We start from the raw sequence: 20,535 nt of genomic DNA, 5'->3' as shown, positions 1-20,535 counted from the left end.
CCGTTCGGCGCAGTCCATCGGGGGTGACTGCGACCGATCGGCCCCGCACGCTGACATACGATGACGTCGACTACCAACCAAAGGACGGTCATCGTGTCCGAAGCGTTCGACTGGTCTCTGCCGAAGACTTACATCCTGCCGGTGGATATAGACGATTACCTGTCTATGCCCGAGGACATCGCACGCAATGTCGAGATCAAAGACGGGATGATCATCCACTGCGAATCGGCCTCGCCGAATCACAATGCGATAGCACGCAATATCGAACGGGTACTGCTGGACGGCCATGCCAAACGCGGTTCGGCGGAGCCGTGCCTGCGGGTCAACCGGGATGTGGACATGCTGGTCTCGGAGGTTCCCTTCCACTACAAGCGGCCGGACATGATTGTCTACCGCCGCATCGATGAGCCTCGGCCGAAATGGCGGATGAAGCCGACAGCAGCAGACACCGTGCTAGTGGTCGAAGTCGTCTCGCCGACCACGATCACGGCTGACCTGGTCGACAAACGCGCCGAGTATGCCCGGTTCGGGATCCAGCACTACTGGATCGTCCGGATGGCCAATGAGGACGGTCCTGCGGTCTCGATCGAAATGCTGACGCTCAACTCGGCTGGGGAATACGTCTCGGCCGGTCACCGCAGCCGATCCGACGGTTCCGCCGCGGCGATCGATTCGCTGGTGCCGTTCGAAGTGCACGCCACTTGGCAGCAACTCGACGAGGGCATCGACTGAATTTGCCGCGATCAGGCGGGTTACCGCTGTCGCGTTGCCAGTGCCTCGACGGCGGCATAGTCGTGGGCCGCGACGATTTCGATGCCGTCGGGTAGGGCGTGTAAGCGGTGGATGGTGGCGAAGGTGGCGTCGCGGTCGGCATCGAAGAGTTGGCCGGGCATGGGTGCCTTTTCGCGGATCAGCTGGATCTGCAGTTTGTTCCACACCGCGTCGCCCGCGAGCAATACCCGGGTGCCGTCGTCGACCGCGAGCAGGACGCCGATACTGCCCGGGGTATGTCCGGCGAGATCGACGAGCAGCACCGAACCGTCGTCGAACAGGTCCAGGCTGCGCGGGAAGGTGAGCACCGGCGGGCCGTCGAGTTCGAAGGTGTCGAAGGTGCGACCGCGCAGCGGTCCGCGGGCAACACCGACGGGGGCATGCGGGCCGTCGAGTGCCCAGGCGCGTTCGACGGCGGGGAGTCGGATAGTGACGGAATCGGGCAGTTCCAGCAGGCCGGAGATGTGATCCCAGTGCAGATGGGTCGGCAGGACGAAATCGATCGCATCGACGGCGATATCGCGGGCGGCCAGCGCGTCCGAGAGCCCGAGCACCGGCTTATCGGGCGCGACCAGCAGTGGAATCGGGAACGGCAGTTCGGGCAGCACCCGATCGTGCACACCAGCGCACAGGGCCGGATCGACCAGGAATCGAGCCTTCGGATGTTCGATCAGATAGGCCGACATCGTCATCGGCAATTCGCGCAGGCTGCGCACGCCCTCCGCGACAATCGCGGTGGGAGCGGCCATACGAGCCTGCATCAGGACGGTGAGCCCAACCGTCACCTTGGTCTGTGGCAGCGGGACCGGCTCCAGACCGGCCAGCAACGCGGTATCGGGACGACGCGGACGCAGCAGTCGCCCCGGTGTGGCCGCCAGTGCGGTGCAGCAGCGCAGCACGGTCGGCAGGATGGGCGTCCGCTCGGTTCCGAATTCGGGCACGGTGCCACCGTAAGCGATCACCGCAAACCGCGAAAGAACCGGGTATGCAGGACAATTCCGGACATTTCACCCGCCTGCTCGCGATCGAAGGACACCTTGATCGCACCGATATCTACGGCATAATCGCAGGGGGTACCGGCGTGGGGGCACCAGCCCTCCGACGACGGGAGGAGGACGGATGGGGCCTGGTCTTCCGGACGGGCAGGGTGTTGTCTCGAGCGACCTGCGAACAGTCGCCGATGGTGTTTCGAACAGATCCGGTTCGCGACGTGCCGCGCTACTGAGCGCTGCCACCGCCGCCATCGCCGCTCTGCTGAATATCGATGCCACAACGGTCTCGACCAGTGCGCCGTTCAACGATCTCGGCCTTGGCTCGCTGCAACTGGCGCGACTGACGGCGCATCTGGAAGATGCCATGGGAGTCGAGGTTTCGCTCACCGCCCTCTACGACCATCCGGACATCGAGCAGCTTGTCGAGTATCTCGCGATGCGATGAGCACCCCGCCCACAAATCGGAAAGGCGATCCCGCCGCCGTCCGGCCGTATCCGCCGGTATCGATCGTGGGCATCGGCTGCCGGGTGCCCGGCGCGTCGAATGTGCCCGAGTTCTGGCGGATGCTGTGCGATGGCCGGGATGCCACCGGTGCACCGCCGCCAGGTCGACCGGGTACACGGCACGCCGGATACCTCGCCGATGTCGACGCGTTCGACAATGACTGGTTCGCCATCTCCGGTCGCGAGGCCGCGCTGATGGATCCGCAGCAGCGGCTGGCGCTCGAGGTCGCGGTCGAGGCGCTCGACGATGCCGGAATCGGCTATCGCACCAGGGGTTCCGGGGCGGCGGTGGTATTCGGTGCGTGCGCCTACGACCACGGCATCGCGGTGCTGGGCCGCGACGGGCACGATGCGCCCTACGCGGTCACCGGTTCGGCGCTCAGCATCATCGCCAACCGGCTCTCCTACGTCCTCGACCTGCATGGACCCAGTCTGGTGCTGGACAGCGCCTGTTCGTCCTCACTGGCCGCGGTGGATCTTGCGGTACGCCTGCTGGCCGATGAGGCGGTCCCGTTCGCGATCGTCGGCGGGGTGAATCTCACGCTGTTGCCGCATACCTCGCAGTACCTGGCCGAGGGTGGGTTCCTCGCGCCCGACGGGCGGTGTAAACCGTTCGATGCCGCGGCCGACGGATATACCCGGGGTGACGGATGCACCGTCGTGGTGCTGCGGCGCACCGCCGATGCGCTGCGGGACAGGCACCGGGTATACGCGGAAATCCTCGGCACGGCGGTCGGTTCGGACGGGCGGTCCAATGGGCTGTACGCGCCGAACGGTCGAGCCCAGCAGGACACCATCCGTACCGCATGGGCACGGGCCGGACTCGATCCACGTGCTGTCGGATATGTCGAATGTCATGGCACCGGAACGCCATTGGGTGATGCCGTGGAGGTGGGCGCACTCGCCGCGGTAGTCGGAGTCGATGCCGAGCCGACCTGGATCGGCTCGGTCAAATCCAATATCGGACATCTGGAGGCGGCCGCCGGTATCACCGGAATGGTCAAGGCGGCGCTGTCCATTCGGCACGGTGTAATCCCACCGACCATCAATTTCCACACGGAGAGTCCGCTGCTGAAGCTCGCCGAGCACGGACTGCGAGTGCCGACCGAACCTGTTCACTGGACCGAAACACCGGTGCACGCCCGGCACGCCGGAGTCAGCTCATTCGGATTCGGCGGGACGAATGCGCATGTGGTACTGCGTGGCCTGGCACCCGAATGCCATCGGAGTTCTGAACCGCCCGTACTGCTTCCGGTCTCCGGTCGCGACGATACGGAGTTGCGTTCGCGCGCGCTGCAATGGGCCGATCTGCTCGAAGGTCTCGGGTCGAGTGAGATGACCTCGGCTGGCGCCGGCGGCTCCGCACGGACCGACAGGCGAGACGCCGTACCCGACGGCGCCTCGCGCAACGGGACGAGCGGTGTCTTGCGGGACGGCACCAGCGGCACCTCACGAGTCGGCATGGCCAGCACAAGCCGCGCCGCACAAGTCGGCACAACCAGCACCGCACCCGATGCCAGGTGCGATGACACCACCAGCGCCTCGCGAGACAGCAGCACCGGCACCTCACAAGACGGCACAAGCAGCGCCGCACAGGCTGGCACGAGCGGCTCCGCACGGACCAGAAGGCGAGACGCCTTACCCGACAGCGCCTCGCAAAACGGCAGGAGCGGCGTCTCGCGAGACGGCACCAACAGCGCTCCGTACGAGGGCACCAGCGACGATCTACGCGACGGCAGAAGCGGCGTCTCGCGGGATGGCACAACCGGCACACCACGGGATGTCATACGCGACATCTCGACACGCAGCACAAGCAGCAGGCGGAAGGGCACCGGCGACGGTCTGAGCGACGGCTCACGGGACAGCGCAAGCAACGCCGGGCGCAAAAGCACCGGCGGCACCGCGCCCGACGGTACCGACGACGCCTCACGCGAAGAGGCGAGCAACACTGCACGCGACGGCATGAGCGACGCAATCGACGCGGTTGCGATGGGCTACACCGGCACAGGAGGTAGTGATCGCGAAGTTCTTCGGCGATTCGCCGCTGCTGCGGCGCGGTTGATACCCGAGAATTCCCGTGCCGCAGTGGTTTCGCGCGATCTGGACGATGCGGTGGGTCGGTTGCGCGCGCTGGCGGGCGGGGACTCCGGTGCCGGGGTGATCGGCGCGAGTTCGGTGCGGCGGCGAGGTGGTGTGCTTTTCCTGTTCGCTGGGCAGGGTGGTCAGTATTCCAAGATGGGGCGGAGCCTGGCGGCTCGCTATCCGGTATTCGCGAGCGCGGTGACCGCTGCCGCGGATGCGATTGTGGCGGCGGGTGGCAGGCGGGTGTGGACGCCGCGCAACGGTTTCGCGCCCGGCGGTGCGGCGAGCGACGGCACCACCGCGACGGAACTCGTCCAACCGGCGATCTTCGCATTCCAGGTGGCACTCGCCGAACTCCTCGCCGCGTGGGGTATCGAACCCGATGCGGTGGTTGGGCACAGTCTCGGCGAGGTAGCCGGTGCCGCGGTGAGCGGCGCGTTATCGCTTTCGGATGCGGCCCGAGTCGTGGTGCAGCGCAGCCGGATTCTGGCGCGCCTCGACGGGCACGGTGCGATGGCGGTGCTGGAGGCGACAGCGGATGAGGCCGCGCGGCTGGTCGAGCCGCTGCATGCGCGGGTAGCGATCGCGGCGATCAATGGACCGCGTTCGGTGGTGGTCTCCGGTGCGCCGCGCTATATCGCCGCGCTGGTCCGACGGGCCAAGCGCCGGCAGATGTTCGCGCAGCGGATCGCCGTCGACTTCGCCGCGCACAGTCCACAGGTCGGCGCGCTGCTCCCCGAATTCGCCGACGCACTCGACGGACTCACCGCGCAGGTGCCGCGCATTCCGGTGTACTCCACGGCGCGTCGCCGCGAAACGATCACCAGCGCCGCGATGGATGCCAGCTACTGGACCGAAAATGCCTCGAGAACAGTCGAACTGGCCGCCGCATTGCAACAAGCCGCCGACGATGGATTCGCGACGGTACTGGAAATCGCACCACATCCGGTACTGATACCCGCCATCCGGGAGTTCCCCGAATTCGCCGACGCCACCCACGCCGTGACCACCCGCGACGATGAAGCCGGAACCTTCCTGACCTGCCTCGCCAAGCTCTACCTCGAAGGCCGCGCGGTGAATTGGACCGCAAACGGCCCCTTCACCACACCCCCGCCACCACGCCAATGGTCGCGCCGCCGCTTCCCACTGATCACCACGCTCGATCCCGACACCACCCAGTACCCCACCCTGGAGCCCGACACCACAAACGTCGCTACCGCTGAGCCCAGCACGTCGGATGGCGCGGCCACCAAGCGCCCCGCCGCCAGCGACGGCCCCGAGCACCGCACCACCCACGACGTCGCCAGCGAGCCCGACACCACCGATGTGACTGCCCGAGAGCACAGCACCTCGCGCGTCGCCCCCATCGATTCCAGCGGAGCCCTTGTCGCTGCCGCCAATTCCGGCACGACCGACGACCCGGCCACCGAGCCCAGGACCAACAACCTCGCAGCCAACAAGCCCGACACCGCGACTGAGCCCGATACCACCTGTCATGGTGCAACCGATCACGCCATGAACGGCCACACCGTCAACGACTCCTCGGTATCCGACTTCGGCACAACCATCGGATTCGATGTCGTCCACAGCCGAAATGCCCACGATCCGAGCACAACCGCCGCACATGGCACCATCGGCGGCCGAGATACGCATGCCGCGACCAACCGACTCGACACCGCCAGCGGTACCCCGGACGCGAACACAGGCGACGGCAGCCGCGGCCGAGATGCCTTCGATTCGACCGCATCCGGCGTCCCCATCGCCGAATCCGAGTTCCCCGCCGACGATATCCACGATCATGTCGTGCACGGCGTCCCGACCGTCCCCGCGGTCTTCTGGCTGCTCAGGCTGCTCCACTTGGCTGGGACCGCACAGACGATCACCGATTTCGTGGTGCACGAGCGGACCGCGCTTGCCGCACTGTCCGCCGTCACCTATCGAGCCAGCGGTGCTGGAAGGTTGCAGGCGGAGGTCACAGGCGCCGGGACGCTGGCTTCGGCACGGCTGGCCGGTGACCCCACACCCGGGGATATCGTCGCATGGATGCGGGTGGTCGATGCAAATCGGGCCGCCCGTCGGCGCATGCGAGTGCTCACGCCAGGTGTTTTCTACGACTCGTTGCGCGCGCGGCGACTCGACTACGGTCCCGGCTTCCGCGCACTGCGCGATATCGGGGCCGGACCCGATTGTGCGATGGGATCGTTCGACGCCGCCCCGCTGCAGCGCACAGCGACCCTCGACGGCTGTCTGCATCTACTCGCCGCCGCGAGCCGGGACCACCTGCCCACCGATGCCATTGCGCTGCCGATCGGCATCGAATCCGTTTGGCTGTCGGCCGAACCGGATCTGGTGCTGTCGGAAGCCCATGCGCTCGTGCGCGATCGCTCCACGGCGGGACTGACCGGTGACATCATCGGCACCGATCAGCACGGTGTTCCGGTGCTCGCGCTGTCGGGTGTTCGAATACGTTTCGCAACGATCGAAGCCGCAGCGCAGGTCGGTCCTTTCCGCCGGGAAACATGGATCCCGTTCCAACACATTCGTCATTTCGCCGAGAGCATCGGCCAGCGAACCGCAAATCCGCGGCGCGCCTTGGTTATCGGTGAATCCCAGCTCGCCATCCGGCTCGCCAGAGAACTCGACCGCACCCTGCCCACCGAACGAGTGGCCCGTGAACCGGACGCTGCCGGGCCGATCGTCTCCGCCGTACTCGCCGGACGCACCGGCACCGCGAACACGGCAGTCGTCGTGATCTGGCCCGCCGAATCCGGCGCGACCCACACCCGCCATGACATCGAGTCCGCGAGCAGTGTCGCCACGGTCGGTCGCGTGCTGGATCTGCTCCAACGCGTCGATTCCGAAGCAGCCACAGCATCTTTGACGATCGTCCTCCCCGACCGCGACGCGACCGACCGTCGGCAATCCGCGACGAACAGCCAGCGCGGCCCGACGTTGCCGGGCAATACGATCGTGCCGATGGCAGTCGCCGGTCTGGTGCGATCGCTGCAGCTCGAATCGGGCCACGAAGTGCGGCTCGTGTGGACCGATACCTCACCGACCGCAGTCTCCCGACTGCGTGAGCTGATAGACGCCACTGGGGCGCGGCATGAACTCCCCGATGAACTCCGCATCCGCGCCGACGCGGTCACCACGCGCCGTTTCGTGCCCGCCCGCCCCCGCTCGACCACCCCAACGCGGATCGACCCCAACGGCACCTATGTGGTCACCGGCGGACTGGGTGCGCTCGGGTCGGTCGCGGTGCGCTGGTTGCTCGATGCCGGTGCCCATGATGTCGTGGTACTCACCCGCGCACCGAGACCGGTGCCCGCACTCCTGGACGGACTGGAGGACCGGATCGTGGTAGTGCGCTGCGATGCCGCCGACCGCAGCGATCTGGCAAATGCGCTCGATGATGTTCGCGAATGCGGTTCCACCATCCGGGGGGTCGTCCACGCCGCGGGAGCACTCGACGACGCTGCCTTCGGGGCCGTCACCAGCCGCCAGCTCACTCGCATGTTCGCACCGAAACCCCTCGCCGCGAGCAATCTCATCGAACTCACCGCCACCGATCCGACCGACTTCGTCCTGTTGTTCTCCTCGGCCACCGGTGCGCTCGGCGCACCCGGACAGGCAGCCTATGCCAGTGCGAATGCCGCGATGGACGCACTCGTCCGCGCCCATCCGGGGCGGCGCGTACTGAGCATCGGCTGGGGCGTGTGGGATTCGGGCCTCGCCGAGGACGCGGGCGGTGCGGTACATCTGCGGCGTGCCGGAATCTCCGCATTCGATATCCCGCGCGGCACCGAATTGCTCGCCCAGGCCATGTATTACAACGACCCCTACCTGCTCGCCTTGGACTACACACCGAGCACCGATTCGGACCCGGTCGCCGCCCGCTTGCGAACCCTGCTCACCGACCAGCCGTCGACAAGCGATCCAGCGCCGCCGAATCCCGCACCGGCCCAGCGTTATCCGACCGAACCGCTCTCCGCGACCATCCGCACCGTCCTCGCCGCAACCCTCGACCTGGGCTCCGACCAGATCGACCCGGAAGCCAACTTCAACGAATTGGGCCTGAGCTCACTGCTCGGCATAGAAATGCGGCGCCACCTCGAAACTCGACTCGATATCCGCATCTCGACCGCCGAACTGTTCCAACACCCGACCATCACCGCACTCGGTGCCGCTTTGGCCGACCGAGTCGCCGCCAGGAAATCCGACGGGATGCTGTGACTGTGCCGAATACGACGTGGCAGGCCGACATCCTGGCCGCCCGGGTTGCCGAGTGGGCGCAGTCCAGGCCCAACGACAGTGCGTACACCGAATTGCGTTACCGCGGATCGGATTGCACTCCGGTCACGCTGACTTACAGCCAACTGCATCACGCAGCGGGTGCACAGGCACAGCGGCTCAGGGCGACGACCGATCGCGGTGACCGGGTGGCGATCCTGTGCGCGCATGGAATCGACTACGTCATCGCCTTTCTCGCCTGCCTTTACGGCAATCGAATTGCGGTGCCCTTGTTTCCACCGACGGGCAATAGAAACCGGCCGCGGCTCGAAGCTGTACTCGCCGATGCCCGACCCACCTCGAGCCTGATCTCGGCGACCGACACCGCTACCGGCGAAATCCTCGGGCCAGCGCTGGGGCAGGTGCTGAAACTCACGCCGGACACCACCCCCGCGGACGCCCCCGTTGTCGATGCCGTCCGAGCCGGGACCGCCTATCTGCAGTACACCTCGGGATCGACCAGGGCACCAGCGGGCGTCGAAGTGACCCACGCCAATCTCGGTGCCGCACTGGATCAATTGTGGACCGCGGTACCCGCCGTGCGCGCGGGCCCCATCGTGTCCTGGCTCCCGTTCTTTCACGATATGGGCCTGATCCTGGCCCTTTCATTACCGCTCTACGCGGGCGTACCCGGCGTCACCATGGCGCCGACCGAATTCGTGAAACGCCCCATCCGCTGGCTGCGTGCCCTCAGCGACTATCATGCCGGCGCCACCGGCAGCCCCAATTTCGGTCTGACCCTCGCGGTCTCGGCAACCACCCCCGAAGACCGCGCGGGCCTGGACCTGTCCGGTCTCGACGCACTCCTCAACGGCGCCGAACCGATCCGCGCCGAGGCACTGACCGACTTCACCGAAGCCTTTGCCCCCTACGGATTCCGGCACCACGCCCACACACCGGGCTTCGGCCTCGCCGAGGGCACGCTCTCGGTGACCGTATCCGATCAGTCGGTCGAACCCGTCGCGCATCGATTCGACCGTACAGCCTTGGCGCAGGGGCACGCACGGCTCGCACCGCACGGCATTGCGCTCGTCGGCTGCGGTGTACCCGTAGGCCAGCGGATTGTGCTGGTGGAGCCCGACGAGCACACCGAAGTCGCAGCGGGCACCGTCGGCGAGATCTGGGTCAGCGGCCCCAATGTCTGCGCCGGTTACTACAACGATCCGGTCGCCACCGCGGCGACTTTCAGAGCGACCCTGGCCGATAGCGACGAACTCTGGCTGCGCACCGGCGATCTCGGTTTCTGGTACGAAGGCCACCTCTATGTCGTCGGTAGACGCAAGGATCTCATCGTCATCGACGGCCGCAACCACTATCCGGCCGATATCGAATCCACGGTCTCGGATTGCGCACCCGAAGTGCGTGTCGGCCATGTAACCGCATTCGGCCACGATGTCGGCGACCGCGAGGATCTGGTGGTCGTCGCCGAGCTCGTCGACCCCGAGGTCACCGAACCAATGGAACTGTCTCGCCGCATCCGCAATGCCATCGCGGCCGCCCACGAGGTGACACCGGGAGCCGTCGTCCTGGTCGCGCCGGGCCGGATCCCGAAGACCTCCAGCGGCAAACTGCGCCGCGGCGAATGCCGAGCACTCTACGGCGCAGGCCACCTGACCCAGCCGTAGTGGAAACACCCACCGATCTCCCCATGCTCGCTGACATCGGGCGCGATGATGGGCGAATGGCAACCGCAATCATCCCCGTGACGTGGAAAGACCTGCCCGAGGAACACGACTACCCGGCGGCCGCGGACTATCTGGAGTTGCTCGCCGCACCGGATGTGGTCGACGCCGTGATCGCGGAACTACGCGCGGCACCGGTCGTGCACAAGAAGGCCAAGGACATCCTGCGCGCGGCCGGACTCGAACTGGTGCCGGCCGAGAATCCGTATGTCCGTCGCGATCTCATCAAGATCAATAATCGCAAGTCGCTGTCCCCGATTCTGCTGGTGCGCGGCGACTTCCGCACCGGCGTGCCCATGGTGATCGCCGATGGCTACCACCGCGTCTGTGCCGTGCACTGGGCCGATGAGAATATCGCCATTCCAGCGAAGATCGCCGCCATGCCGCAATGACCCTCGGCACCCTCGCCCTGGTCATCGCGCTCGGACTGTGCGGACCGCTGCTCGCCCTGCGACAGCACTGGCACATACCGGTGATCCTGGGTGAACTGCTCGCAGGCGTCGTCTTCGGCGTCACCGGATTCGGCGTCCTGCACGCCGCCGACCCGATCTTCACCTTTCTCGCCGATATGGGTTTCGCCGTGGTCATGTTCGTCGCGGGCACCCATGTCCCGGTGCGTGATCCGGCCGTGCGCTCCGCACTCGGGAAGGGCGCGGTCCGGGCCATCCTGGTCGGATTGCTCGCCACCGCTGCCGGTCTCGGGCTGGCCCGCTGGTTCGGAACCGGGCACGGTGCGGTCTATGCGGTGTTGATGGCGTCCTCATCGGCGGCGCTGGTGCTGCCGATCATCGATTCGGTCGGCCTGCGAGGTAGCCCGGTACTCGCCCTCACCGCCCAGGTCGCGATTGCCGATACCGCGTGCGTGGTGGCGCTGCCACTGGTGATCGATCCGGCGAATACGGGTCGCGCGGCACTCGGCTCCGTCGCGGTCGCGGCGGCCGCCACGGTGCTGTTCCTGGTGCTGCGCGAGCTGGAGCGTTCGGGTCGGCGACGGCGGGTACATCGGCTGTCCGAGAATCGCGCATTCGCCCTGGAACTGCGGGTCAGTCTCGCGGTGCTGTTCGCCTTGTGCGCGTTGGCAACCCAGACCCGTGTCTCGATCATGCTCGCCGGATTCGCCGCCGGACTGGCGGTCGCCGGAATCGGGGAGCCGCGTCGCGTGGCCCGCCAACTCTTCGCCATCAATGACGGCTTCCTCGGCCCGCTGTTCTTCGTCTGGCTGGGCGCCCGACTCGACCTGCGCGAGTTCGGCGACCACCCACGGCTGATCGGACTCGGTTTCGCACTCGGCATCGGCGCGGTGCTGGCGCATCTGGTCGCCCGCGTCGCCGGACAGCCGATCGCCTTCGGCACCCTCGCGGCGGCACAGGTCGGCGTCCCGGTCGCCGCCGTCACCGTCGGCTCACAACTACATGTCCTGGTGCCCGGCGAAGCATCTGCGATGATGCTCGGCGCCCTGTGCACCATCGCCGCCGCCGCACTCGCGGCCAGCCGGATAGCGACCAGCACCGCGAAATCGGGCGTGCACTAGCGCCTCAGTTGTCCGTGCGTCCAAGCAGGCGGTCCGTCTCGCGACGTTCCCGCTTGGTGGGCCGACCGGAGCCGCGGTCGCGGCGCGGCATGGACGCGACGATCTCACGGGGCGGCGGTGGAGGGCTGCGGTCGATCAAGCACTGTGCGGCGATCGGCGGACCGACCCGCTTGGTGATAACGCGCTCCACGATGACGATGCGTTCCACGCCACCGGCCCGGACGCGAACCTCGTCACCAGGGCGAACCGGTTGGGCCGGTTTGGCCGCAACACCATTCACGCGGACATGGCCGCCGCGGCAGGCTTCCGCGGCGGCGGATCTGGTCTTGAAAAGACGCACCGCCCACGTCCAGGAGTCCACACGGGCCTGGCTCGGGGCGGTGTTCTTGGTGGTCGGTTGGGCAGGTGCCACCTTTAGACCATACGGCGTGCCGTCACAACCATGTCGGGGCGCAGGGGGGTGTAGGACACCGGCTGACCGGACTGGACCGCATTGAGCAGCTTGCCGTCGCCCGCGTACAGGCCGACGTGGCCGCCGCCGTTGGTCACTACGATATCGCCGGGCTGCAGGTCCTCGAACGCGACCGGCGCGCCGACATGCGACTGCTCGAAGCTGGTGCGCGGCAGTTGGATTCCGGCCTGCTTGTAGGCCCACTGGACCAGACCCGAGCAGTCGAAGCTGAACGGTCCGGAGGCACCCCAGGAGTACTGCGCGCCGACCTTGGTCTTGGCGGCGTCCAGCGCGATGTCACTGACGGTGTCCTGGTGGAACATCTCCGGCAGGGCCGGGGCGAAGAGGCCGGGAAGCGACGGTGCGGCCTGCGGGGCGGCGGCCTGCGGGGCGGGCGCGGCGGGCATCGAGGCGAGCGCCTGAGTGAGCTGCTTACCCAGATCCTGGGCCTGCTGATCGAACTCCGGCGGAACCGGGACGTCGAAATCACCGATCCCAGGGACGTTGATGGTGGCTGCCATCGCGGGGATCGCCGGCATCGCACCAGTGGATGCGGCGACCGCGCCCATGACGAGCGCACCCTTGACGGAATTCGGTAGCCGCGATTCCCGCTGCAAGCTGTGTTTACCCACCGAGCCGAGTCTCCGATCTTTCTGCTCTCCCGCCGACCGGGTCAGCTGTCGGTTCGGACCGGCAGAACGGCCCCAACTCCCAGTTGAATCTCTGGGTCCCGGTACGGCAGCCGGAATTGGTGGTCCCGACAGCCGTTTTGGCGGTAACTCAGTGGCGCCGCTTCTCTTCCGAACCGACAGACTCCACTAAGTCACGAAGAGATTACGGCCAGGACGCGGTGTTGTCCAGCCCACAGACCTGCGTCTTCGCGGTTGATCGCAAAACCCCAGGACGAGCGGGCGCAATTGCGACACGCCCAAATGATCACGACACGGTATCGGCGTCACGTCGGGTGTTATCGAACCGAGGTGCCAACCGGAAGCGACAGCGCGCCCACCGGATTCGTGATCCCGCCGACGGCTACTCGTCGGATCCGGCACCCGGTCGACCGAGCGCCCGCTCCAGCTCATCGATCCGCCGCCGCGCATCGGCCAAGCCGACCTCGAGCTGACCGAGCGCCACCACCAGCGGACCCACGGCGAGATCCGCTACGAGCTGCGGATCATCGAAACCGCGATCGATCGCGGCCAGGATATTGGAGCGGATACGGCCGGCCGCGGCGGCACCGGTGGGAACCTTCCAGGACTCGACCACCTCGGCGGTGGTGGGGAGTGGTTCCTCGGACATACCCCTCCGTTCCGGTACTGGACGGTTCACCGAACCGCCATCAGCGTAGAGACTTTCGCGGCGATGGCAATAGTGCAAGTCCCAGCATGCGACAGTTTGCTAGCAATATCTAGGACACGCCGTATACATACCCAGATTCGGCTGACGAGACGCGCTACGGTGTGTGGGCATGGACCCCGTGCGGAATCCGTATGCTCCCGGAGCCGGACAGCGCCCACCCGAATTGGCCGGGCGCGATAGGCAACTCAAGGCCTTCGACATTGTGCTGGAGCGGATCGCGCGTGGTCGACCGGAACGCAGCGTCATGCTCACCGGATTGCGTGGTGTCGGAAAGACCGTGCTGCTCAACCAACTCCGCTCCGCTGCGGGTTCGCGCGGTTGGGGCACCGGCAAAATCGAGGCCCGCCCGGATCAGGAGCTGCGCCGCCCACTGTCGTCCGCACTGCACATGGCCGTCCGCGCAATCGCCATGACACACCGCAATCAGGAGCGCGTCGACGACTTCCTGGGCATACTCAAGGCTTTCGCGTTGCGCTCCACCGCAGACAAGGGCATGCGGGATCGCTGGCAGCCCGGTATCGACGTGCCCGCGGTCACCGGTCGCGCCGATTCCGGCGATATCGAAATCGATCTGATCGAACTGCTCAAGGAGGCGGCCGCACTGGCCAGCGATATCGGCGTCGGCATCGCGGTCTTCATCGACGAGATGCAGGATCTCGGCCCCGCCGATATCTCCGCGATCTGCGGCGCCTGTCACGAATTGAGCCAGGACACCGCGCCTTTGATCGTGGTCGGCGCCGGACTGCCACACCTACCCGCGGTGCTGTCCGCCTCGAAAAGCTACTCCGAGCGACTGTTCAGCTACCACCGCATAGACCGGCTCGACCGCGAATCGGCGGATCAAGCCCTCATCGCACCGGCCGAACGCGAAGAGGTGAAGTTCACCGAGGAAGCGCTGGATGCCCTGTACCTGCGGGCAGATGGCTATCCGTACTTCGTGCAGGCCTACGGCAAGGCCGTCTGGGATCAGGCGCCGGAGAGCCCGATCACCGCCGAGGACGTCGAGGTGGCGGCACCGAGCGCCGAAGAGGAACTGGCCGTCGGATTCTTCGGTTCCCGATACGAGCGGGCGACCCCGGCCGAACGCGAATACATGCGCGCCATGGCCGATTTGGCGGGCGACGACGGTCCGGTACCGACTGCGGCGGTGGCCAACGAGCTCGGCCGCAAACCCGCCTCGCTCTCACCGGCCCGCGACGGGTTGATCAAGAAGGGCCTGATCTATTCGGCCGAACGCGGCACCATCGGCTTCACGGTGCCGCACTTCGGTCGCTACCTACGCGGCGTCTAGGCCAAAGACTCAGAACGGCAGGGGAAACGGGTACTGGTAGTCGCAGTTCCCCTGCGCGGTGCAGGCATTCTGCAGGGACCGCCAGGTAGCGGGACCGATTACCCCGTCATCGTAGATACCGACGGCCCGTTGGAAGTTCCGCACCGCCGCCTTGGTCTGCGGACCGAACTTGCCATCGACATCGATATGGCCATTGCCATAGCTGTAGCCGAGGAATGCCTGTACCGCCGCGACACACGGCCCCTGGTTGCGCACTCCTTCCCTCAATGTCGGCTTGGCCGCCAGACACTGACCGATGGACGCCGGGTACTGGACCTCGGCCCGTGCGGGCGCCGCGATCGCGGCGGTTCCGGCCACCGCGGCGACCCCGATGGCCGCCGCGGCAATCGCCCGGCGAATCCGCTGAGCGCCGGAAAGCTGTGCTGCGTACATGATGTTCCTCGTGGTGCGCGAAGCTTCACCCTGCTGGTGAGGCTGGTAGCGCCAAGGTAGGAAGCGCGACCAATGGCGGACCAACGATTCACCAACGAACTCGCACGCCGACTCAGGCGAGCGGACGCCGCAACTCGAGCGTCACCGAACCGATCCGGATGCGGTCCCCGTGCACCAGAGCCGCTCGACCCCGAATGCGTTGTTCATTGACGTACACGCCATTGGCCGACCCGCGATCCTCGATCCGGACCGCAGCGCCGTCCAGCACCACGCGCGCATGATGCCGGCTGGTCTTCGCATCCTCGAGCCGGATGTCGTTATCGGCGCTGCGACCGATCGTCATCCCCGCCTCGGTCACTTCGAAGCGCCTGCCGTCCTCGACGTACAGCAGCACGTGGCCGAGCGTCTCCAGCAGCGTCGACCCATCGGTATCCACAGTGAGGCGCAAGCGAAGTCTATTTCGGGTCGGCAACGGCTCACGACGCAGGATCCGCTGTTCGAGCGCGGTCAACCGCGGGCTCGGATCCATGCCTTGATCTCGCAGTATCCTGCGCATGACCCGACCGGCTTCGAGCGCATCGCCGTCGCGCCCCGATTCGTACAGTGCCGTAATCAGCTGGGCCCACAGGGTTTCGCGCAGCGGATGACGCGCGGTCAACGCCCGCAGCTCCCCGATGACCTCGGCGGCACGGCCTGCGGCGATCTCCAGATCCAGCCGCGCCTCGAGCGTGCGGTGGCGTTCCTCGTCCATATGCGCGCAGAACGCCTCGACAAAGGTGGACATCGGTAACCCGTCCAGCGCCGCGCCGCTCCATTCCCCGAGTGCCCGCAGGAAATGCTCGGCGGCGTGCTCGTGATCACCGCTGTCGAATGCGGCCATCGCCTCGGTCCTGGCCTGTTCGAAACGGCCGAGATCGCATTGCTCATCGCGAATGTCGAGGCAGTAGTTGCCGGAAGTGTCGGTGCGCAACAGCACGGTCGCGGCCACCTCGGCGGCCTGCAGCGCGGACCGCAGTTCGGCGATACGATTGTGCAGACTCGCCCGAAAGCTCGGTGGCGGCTCGCCGTCCCAGATGGTGTTCGCCAACCGCGTCGGCGAGATGGCATTGCGCCGGTTGACGACGAGAACCGCGAGCATCGTCCTGGTCAGCGGCCCACCGATGATGAGCGGCCGACCCGCGACGTAGCACCGGACCGGGCCGAGAATGCGCACATCCACCGCGGGCGGCGGCACGGCACCAGTTGTCATGGCGCTGGTACACATCGGCCGTCGAAGGCACCGTCGGCGACCCGGAATACCGGCCACTGTATGGCTTTTGCCCGCGTCTCCGGTCCGTAGATGCCGTCGACCGCGGCACCGTAGTCGACCTGCAGATGCCGAATGGCGCGCTTCATCGGGGTGTCGTAGACCGTCGTCGAGTCCAGTTCGATGCCGTGGCACACGGTCAGCGCCTGCCGCAGGGCCATGACCGATTCGCCTCGATCGCCATCATTGAGCGCACAACGCGAATCGTCGTGATCGGCGGCCCCACTAGGCAATTCGAGATAGAAGTCGGTGCCGATCGGTACCCGCACCCGCCAGTAGCAGCGCAGCAGCCCCGGCGGCGCGGCGCTCGTCCGCGGCACTGTCGTCGGGGCCGCGCCATCGGATCGGTGCGGGGTCGGCCAGATAATGGTCGTCACCGCTGCCACGGCCACGGCAGCGATCGCCCCGAGCGCGGCGATGCGGCCGCGCGGACCACGGACCAGACCGGTCACACCCCACCGCCGCGGCCAGCGCTCGGTATCGCTGACCGCCAGCTCGACAGCCCGCGCGAATTCCACGCAGGTCCGATAGCGTCGCTCCGGCTCCACCGCCATCGCCCGTGCGATGACCTCGTCCAGTGCCGGTGGCACATCGGGACGCACCCGAGTCGGCGCGAGCGTATCCCGCACCGTTCGGGCGCCGCCGGGCGGCGAGGGTGCACCGCCGTTCGGATTCGCGCCGGTGAGCAGCGCCAGCAGGGTGGCGCCGAGCGAATAGATATCCGCCCGACGATCGACCGCGAGTCCCCGCAGCACCTCCGGCGCGGCGAAGGCGGGAGTGCAAGCGCGCCAACCCGTTTCGGTGACCGTCGCGGCATCTTCGACGGTGCGGGCCAGACCGAAGTCCGCGACCAGCACGCGTTCACCATCGGCACCGGCGGCGACCAGGATGTTCGACGGTTTGACATCACGGTGCAGCAAGTTCTGCTCGTGCGCGTGATGCAGCCCCTTCGCGGCCTCACACACAATGCGCGCCGCCCGGTTCGGCGCCAATCCGCCGGGTTCGGAGTGCATGAGCTCGCCCGCGTCGGTGCCGTCGACATACTGCATCGCCATCCAGAGGGCTTCGTCCTCCTCGCCCCGGTTGTAGACCGAGACGACGTTGGGATGGTCCAGGCGACACACCAGATCGGCCTCACGCCGGAAGATGCTGCGATAGCGATGATTGGCGCCGAGTTGCTCGGCAAGCACCTTCAGCGCCACCCGTCTCGGCAGCACCGGATCCTCGGCGAGGTAGACCGCGCCCATCCCACCGGAACCGAGTGGCCGCACAATCGAATACCCCGCGAACACCTGCCCTGGCCGCAACAAAATCCCTCCCCTCCAAGGGAATACGGGCCGCGTCGTCTGGCGCGCTTCAGCTCACTACCGTTGCGTGGATCTCAACGATTGTCTCACCGAGATTCTTCCTGCTTGATCGACGACAGCCCACTCCACAAACGAGAAGAGGTCCTACACGGTCTCCACGAGGCATTTCACCGCTTCAGGGATTTCGCGGCGAGGACCGTGTGCAGAAAGATCGCGGCGCCGGCTGATGACAGCGAAGGTCGTAGACCCCAGATCTATCAAGATCATTAGAGATTGCTAGATAACGCTCTACCTCAATGTCTACCAGCCGGTAACAAACCCTCCTACACTCTTATGTGATCCTGATCACGTCCGAGGAGGACATCATGGCGACTACCGCGAAAGTCGACGCCACCGAAGAACAGGCCCGCGCACTGGTCGAGGAATCCCGCGAAACCAGCTGGGCCAAACCATCGTTCGCCAAGGAGATGTTTCTCGGCCGATTCCGGCTCGATCTGATCCACCCCTATCCCCAGCCCAGCGACGAGGACGCCGCGCGCACCGAGGCCTATCTCGCCCGGCTGCGGCCGTTCTGCGAATCGCTCGACGGCAGCGTTATCGAAGCGGAGTCCAAGATTCCGGACGAGTACGTCAAGGGGCTGGCCGAACTCGGCTGCTTCGGCCTCAAGATCCCGGAGGAATACGGCGGCCAGGGCCTTTCCCAGGTCGGCTACAACCGGGCCCTGATGCTGGTCGGCTCCGCACACCCCAGCCTCGGCGTCCTGCTTTCGGCACACCAGTCGATCGGCGTGCCGGAACCGCTGAAGCTGGCGGGCACCCCGGAACAGAAGGCCGAATTCCTGCCCCGCTGTGCGGCGGGTGCGGTCAGCGCATTCCTGCTCACCGAACCGGATGTCGGCTCCGATCCGGCCCGCATGGCCAGTACCGCGACCCCGACCGCGGACGGCGAGGCCTACGACATCAACGGCGTGAAGCTGTGGACCACCAATGGCGTGGTCGCCGAACTGCTGGTGGTCATGGCCCGGATACCGAAGAGCGAGGGCCACCGCGGCGGCATCTCGGCCTTCATCGTCGAGGCCGATTCGCCCGGCATCACGGTGGAGCGGCGCAATTCGTTCATGGGCCTGCGCGGTATCGAGAACGGGGTGACCCGGCTGCACAATGTCCGAGTACCCAAGCGCAATCTGGTCGGTCGCGAGGGCGACGGCCTGAAGATCGCGCTGACCACGCTGAATGCGGGCCGCCTCGCCATTCCGGCACTATGCACGGCCGCCTCGAAGTGGTCGCTGAAAATCGCCAGGCAGTGGTGCACGCAGCGGGTGCAGTGGGGTCGGCCGGTCGGTGAGCACGCGGCGGTCGGGGAGAAGATCTCGTTCATCGCGGCCACCACCTTCGCACTGGAGGCCGCGCTCGACCTGTCGGCCACCATGTGCGACGAGGGCCGCAACGATATCCGCATCGAGGCCGCCCTGGCCAAACTCTGGGCCAGCGAGATGAGCTGCCGAATCGCCGACGAACTCGTGCAGATCCGCGGCGGGCGCGGCTACGAGACGGCGGCCTCGCTGCGGGCCCGCGGTGAGCGCGCGGTCGGAGCCGAACAGCTGGTCCGCGATCTGCGGATCAACCGCATCTTCGAGGGCTCCAGCGAAATCATGCGGCTGCTGATCGCCAGGGAGATGGCCGATGCCCATATGGCCGCAGCCGGCGCGCTCGTCGATCGGAACGCGGAGTTCAAGGACAAGGCCAAGGCCGCGGTCGGCGCGAGTGGTTTCTATGCCAAGTGGTTCCCGCAGCTGGCCGTCGGCGCGGGTACGGTGCCGGCGACCTATGCCGAATTCGGGCCGCTGGCACGGCATATGCGCTTCGTCGAGCGCAGCGCCCGCAAGCAGGCCAGGTCGTTGATGTATGCGATGGCCCGCTGGCAGGCGAGTCTGGAATACCGGCAGAATTTCCTCGGTCGCATCGTCGATATCGGTGCCGAGTTGTTCGCGATCTCGGCGGCATGCGTACGCGCGCAGGCGCTGCGGACCGCCGGCGCGCCGGAGGCCAAGGCCGCCGAGGAATTGGCCGATACCTTCAGCAGGCAGTCGCGTGTTCGGGTGAAGCAGTTGTTCGACGCGCTGTGGGACAACACCGATGACGACGATCGCACCCTCACCCGCAATGTCCTGGACGGCCGCTACCAGTGGCTGGAGGAGGGCATCTTCGATCCGAGCGAGGGCACCGGACCGTGGATCGCGGAATGGCAGATGGGTCCGTCGACCGAGACCAACCTGCTACGACCGTTCCTCCCATCGACCCGTAGTCACGCGGGCACCTAGGCCCGCAACCGCGCCGAGCCGTCACCCATGCGTAGGTGGCGGCTCGTCGCGTGTTGAGTATTCACATATCTCGGAAAATTTCTAGATATAGACATATTTTCGATACTCGACGTATGGTTACGGTCCTATAACAATTTCTAGCGGACTCTAGGAGATCCGATCGATTACCCGATAGGCGGCAATGCCGCGGGTCGATCATGGACGTCTACCGGAATC

At 66.6% G+C, this 20,535-nt stretch carries 15 protein-coding genes; 8 read left to right on the top strand and 7 right to left on the bottom strand.

The window, feature by feature from the left end:
- Window positions 1–93 precede the first annotated feature (93 nt).
- Window positions 94–732 carry a Uma2 family endonuclease gene (locus AB0L58_RS24050; protein WP_364389830.1) on the top strand — a complete coding sequence of 213 codons (639 nt, stop codon included), beginning with the start codon at window positions 94–96 and terminating at the stop codon, window positions 730–732.
- 20 nt (window positions 733–752) lie between these two features.
- Here the strand turns inward: AB0L58_RS24050 and AB0L58_RS24045 are convergent, their stop codons facing one another.
- Window positions 753–1,712: an MBL fold metallo-hydrolase gene (locus AB0L58_RS24045; RefSeq protein ID WP_364389829.1), complete on the bottom strand. Its 960-nt coding sequence runs from the start codon at window positions 1,710–1,712 to the stop codon at window positions 753–755.
- Window positions 1,713–1,890: 178 nt separating this feature from the next.
- On the opposite strand from AB0L58_RS24045, the gene AB0L58_RS24040 reads away from it, so the two are divergent.
- The 5 genes from AB0L58_RS24040 to AB0L58_RS24020 are packed head-to-tail and all read left to right on the top strand — an operon-like array spanning window position 1,891 to window position 11,852.
- Window positions 1,891–2,208 (top strand): acyl carrier protein, encoded by a 318-nt coding sequence (locus AB0L58_RS24040; RefSeq protein WP_364389828.1) that lies wholly within the window; start codon window positions 1,891–1,893, stop codon window positions 2,206–2,208.
- The gene (locus tag AB0L58_RS24035; RefSeq protein WP_364389827.1) at window positions 2,205–8,582 is read left to right on the top strand and encodes an SDR family NAD(P)-dependent oxidoreductase; all 6,378 of its coding nucleotides are present in this window, start codon (window positions 2,205–2,207) and stop codon (window positions 8,580–8,582) included. Before AB0L58_RS24040 ends, AB0L58_RS24035 begins: the two co-directional genes overlap by 4 nt.
- Before the next feature lie 2 nt (window positions 8,583–8,584).
- Window positions 8,585–10,264, top strand: a complete 1,680-nt coding sequence (locus AB0L58_RS24030) for a fatty acyl-AMP ligase (protein ID WP_364389826.1) — start codon at window positions 8,585–8,587, stop codon at window positions 10,262–10,264.
- 56 nt (window positions 10,265–10,320) lie between these two features.
- Window positions 10,321–10,713, top strand: a complete 393-nt coding sequence (locus tag AB0L58_RS24025) for a hypothetical protein (RefSeq protein WP_364389825.1) — start codon at window positions 10,321–10,323, stop codon at window positions 10,711–10,713.
- Window positions 10,710–11,852, top strand: a complete 1,143-nt coding sequence (locus AB0L58_RS24020) for a cation:proton antiporter (protein WP_364389824.1) — start codon at window positions 10,710–10,712, stop codon at window positions 11,850–11,852. Before AB0L58_RS24025 ends, AB0L58_RS24020 begins: the two co-directional genes overlap by 4 nt.
- Before the next feature lie 4 nt (window positions 11,853–11,856).
- On the opposite strand, the gene AB0L58_RS24015 is transcribed toward AB0L58_RS24020, so the two are convergent.
- The 3 genes from AB0L58_RS24015 to AB0L58_RS24005 form a co-directional block, all read right to left on the bottom strand.
- Window positions 11,857–12,264, bottom strand: a complete 408-nt coding sequence (locus AB0L58_RS24015) for an RNA-binding S4 domain-containing protein (RefSeq protein WP_364389823.1) — start codon at window positions 12,262–12,264, stop codon at window positions 11,857–11,859.
- A gap of 2 nt (window positions 12,265–12,266) precedes the next feature.
- Window positions 12,267–12,935: an NlpC/P60 family protein gene (locus AB0L58_RS24010; protein WP_364389822.1), complete on the bottom strand. Its 669-nt coding sequence runs from the start codon at window positions 12,933–12,935 to the stop codon at window positions 12,267–12,269.
- A gap of 400 nt (window positions 12,936–13,335) precedes the next feature.
- A complete protein-coding gene (locus AB0L58_RS24005; RefSeq protein ID WP_364389821.1) occupies window positions 13,336–13,602 on the bottom strand; it encodes a hypothetical protein in 267 nt (88 codons plus the stop codon).
- Between the two features lie 169 nt (window positions 13,603–13,771).
- Here AB0L58_RS24005 and AB0L58_RS24000 point away from each other — a divergent pair, with 169 nt between their 5' ends.
- A complete protein-coding gene (locus AB0L58_RS24000) occupies window positions 13,772–14,953 on the top strand; it encodes an ATP-binding protein (protein ID WP_364389820.1) in 1,182 nt (393 codons plus the stop codon).
- A 9-nt stretch (window positions 14,954–14,962) separates the two neighbouring features.
- Here AB0L58_RS24000 and AB0L58_RS23995 read toward each other — a convergent pair whose 3' ends face one another.
- From AB0L58_RS23995 to AB0L58_RS23985, 3 genes are all read right to left on the bottom strand, one after another.
- Window positions 14,963–15,385 carry a peptidoglycan-binding domain-containing protein gene (locus AB0L58_RS23995; protein WP_364389819.1) on the bottom strand — a complete coding sequence of 141 codons (423 nt, stop codon included), beginning with the start codon at window positions 15,383–15,385 and terminating at the stop codon, window positions 14,963–14,965.
- Window positions 15,386–15,497: 112 nt separating this feature from the next.
- Window positions 15,498–16,634: a BTAD domain-containing putative transcriptional regulator gene (locus tag AB0L58_RS23990; protein WP_364389818.1), complete on the bottom strand. Its 1,137-nt coding sequence runs from the start codon at window positions 16,632–16,634 to the stop codon at window positions 15,498–15,500.
- Complete coding sequence (locus AB0L58_RS23985; protein ID WP_364389817.1) at window positions 16,631–17,998, bottom strand: serine/threonine-protein kinase; 1,368 nt, start codon at window positions 17,996–17,998, stop codon at window positions 16,631–16,633. Before AB0L58_RS23985 ends, AB0L58_RS23990 begins: the two co-directional genes overlap by 4 nt.
- Before the next feature lie 365 nt (window positions 17,999–18,363).
- Between AB0L58_RS23985 and AB0L58_RS23980 the strand changes: the two genes are divergently transcribed.
- Window positions 18,364–20,319, top strand: a complete 1,956-nt coding sequence (locus AB0L58_RS23980) for an acyl-CoA dehydrogenase family protein (RefSeq protein WP_364389815.1) — start codon at window positions 18,364–18,366, stop codon at window positions 20,317–20,319.
- The last annotated feature ends 216 nt before the right edge of the window (window positions 20,320–20,535 follow it).

The sequence above is a fragment of the Nocardia sp. NPDC052112 genome (assembly GCF_040680135.1).
Classification (GTDB): domain Bacteria; phylum Actinomycetota; class Actinomycetes; order Mycobacteriales; family Mycobacteriaceae; genus Nocardia.
This window is presented reverse-complemented; position numbering and strand designations above follow the sequence as displayed.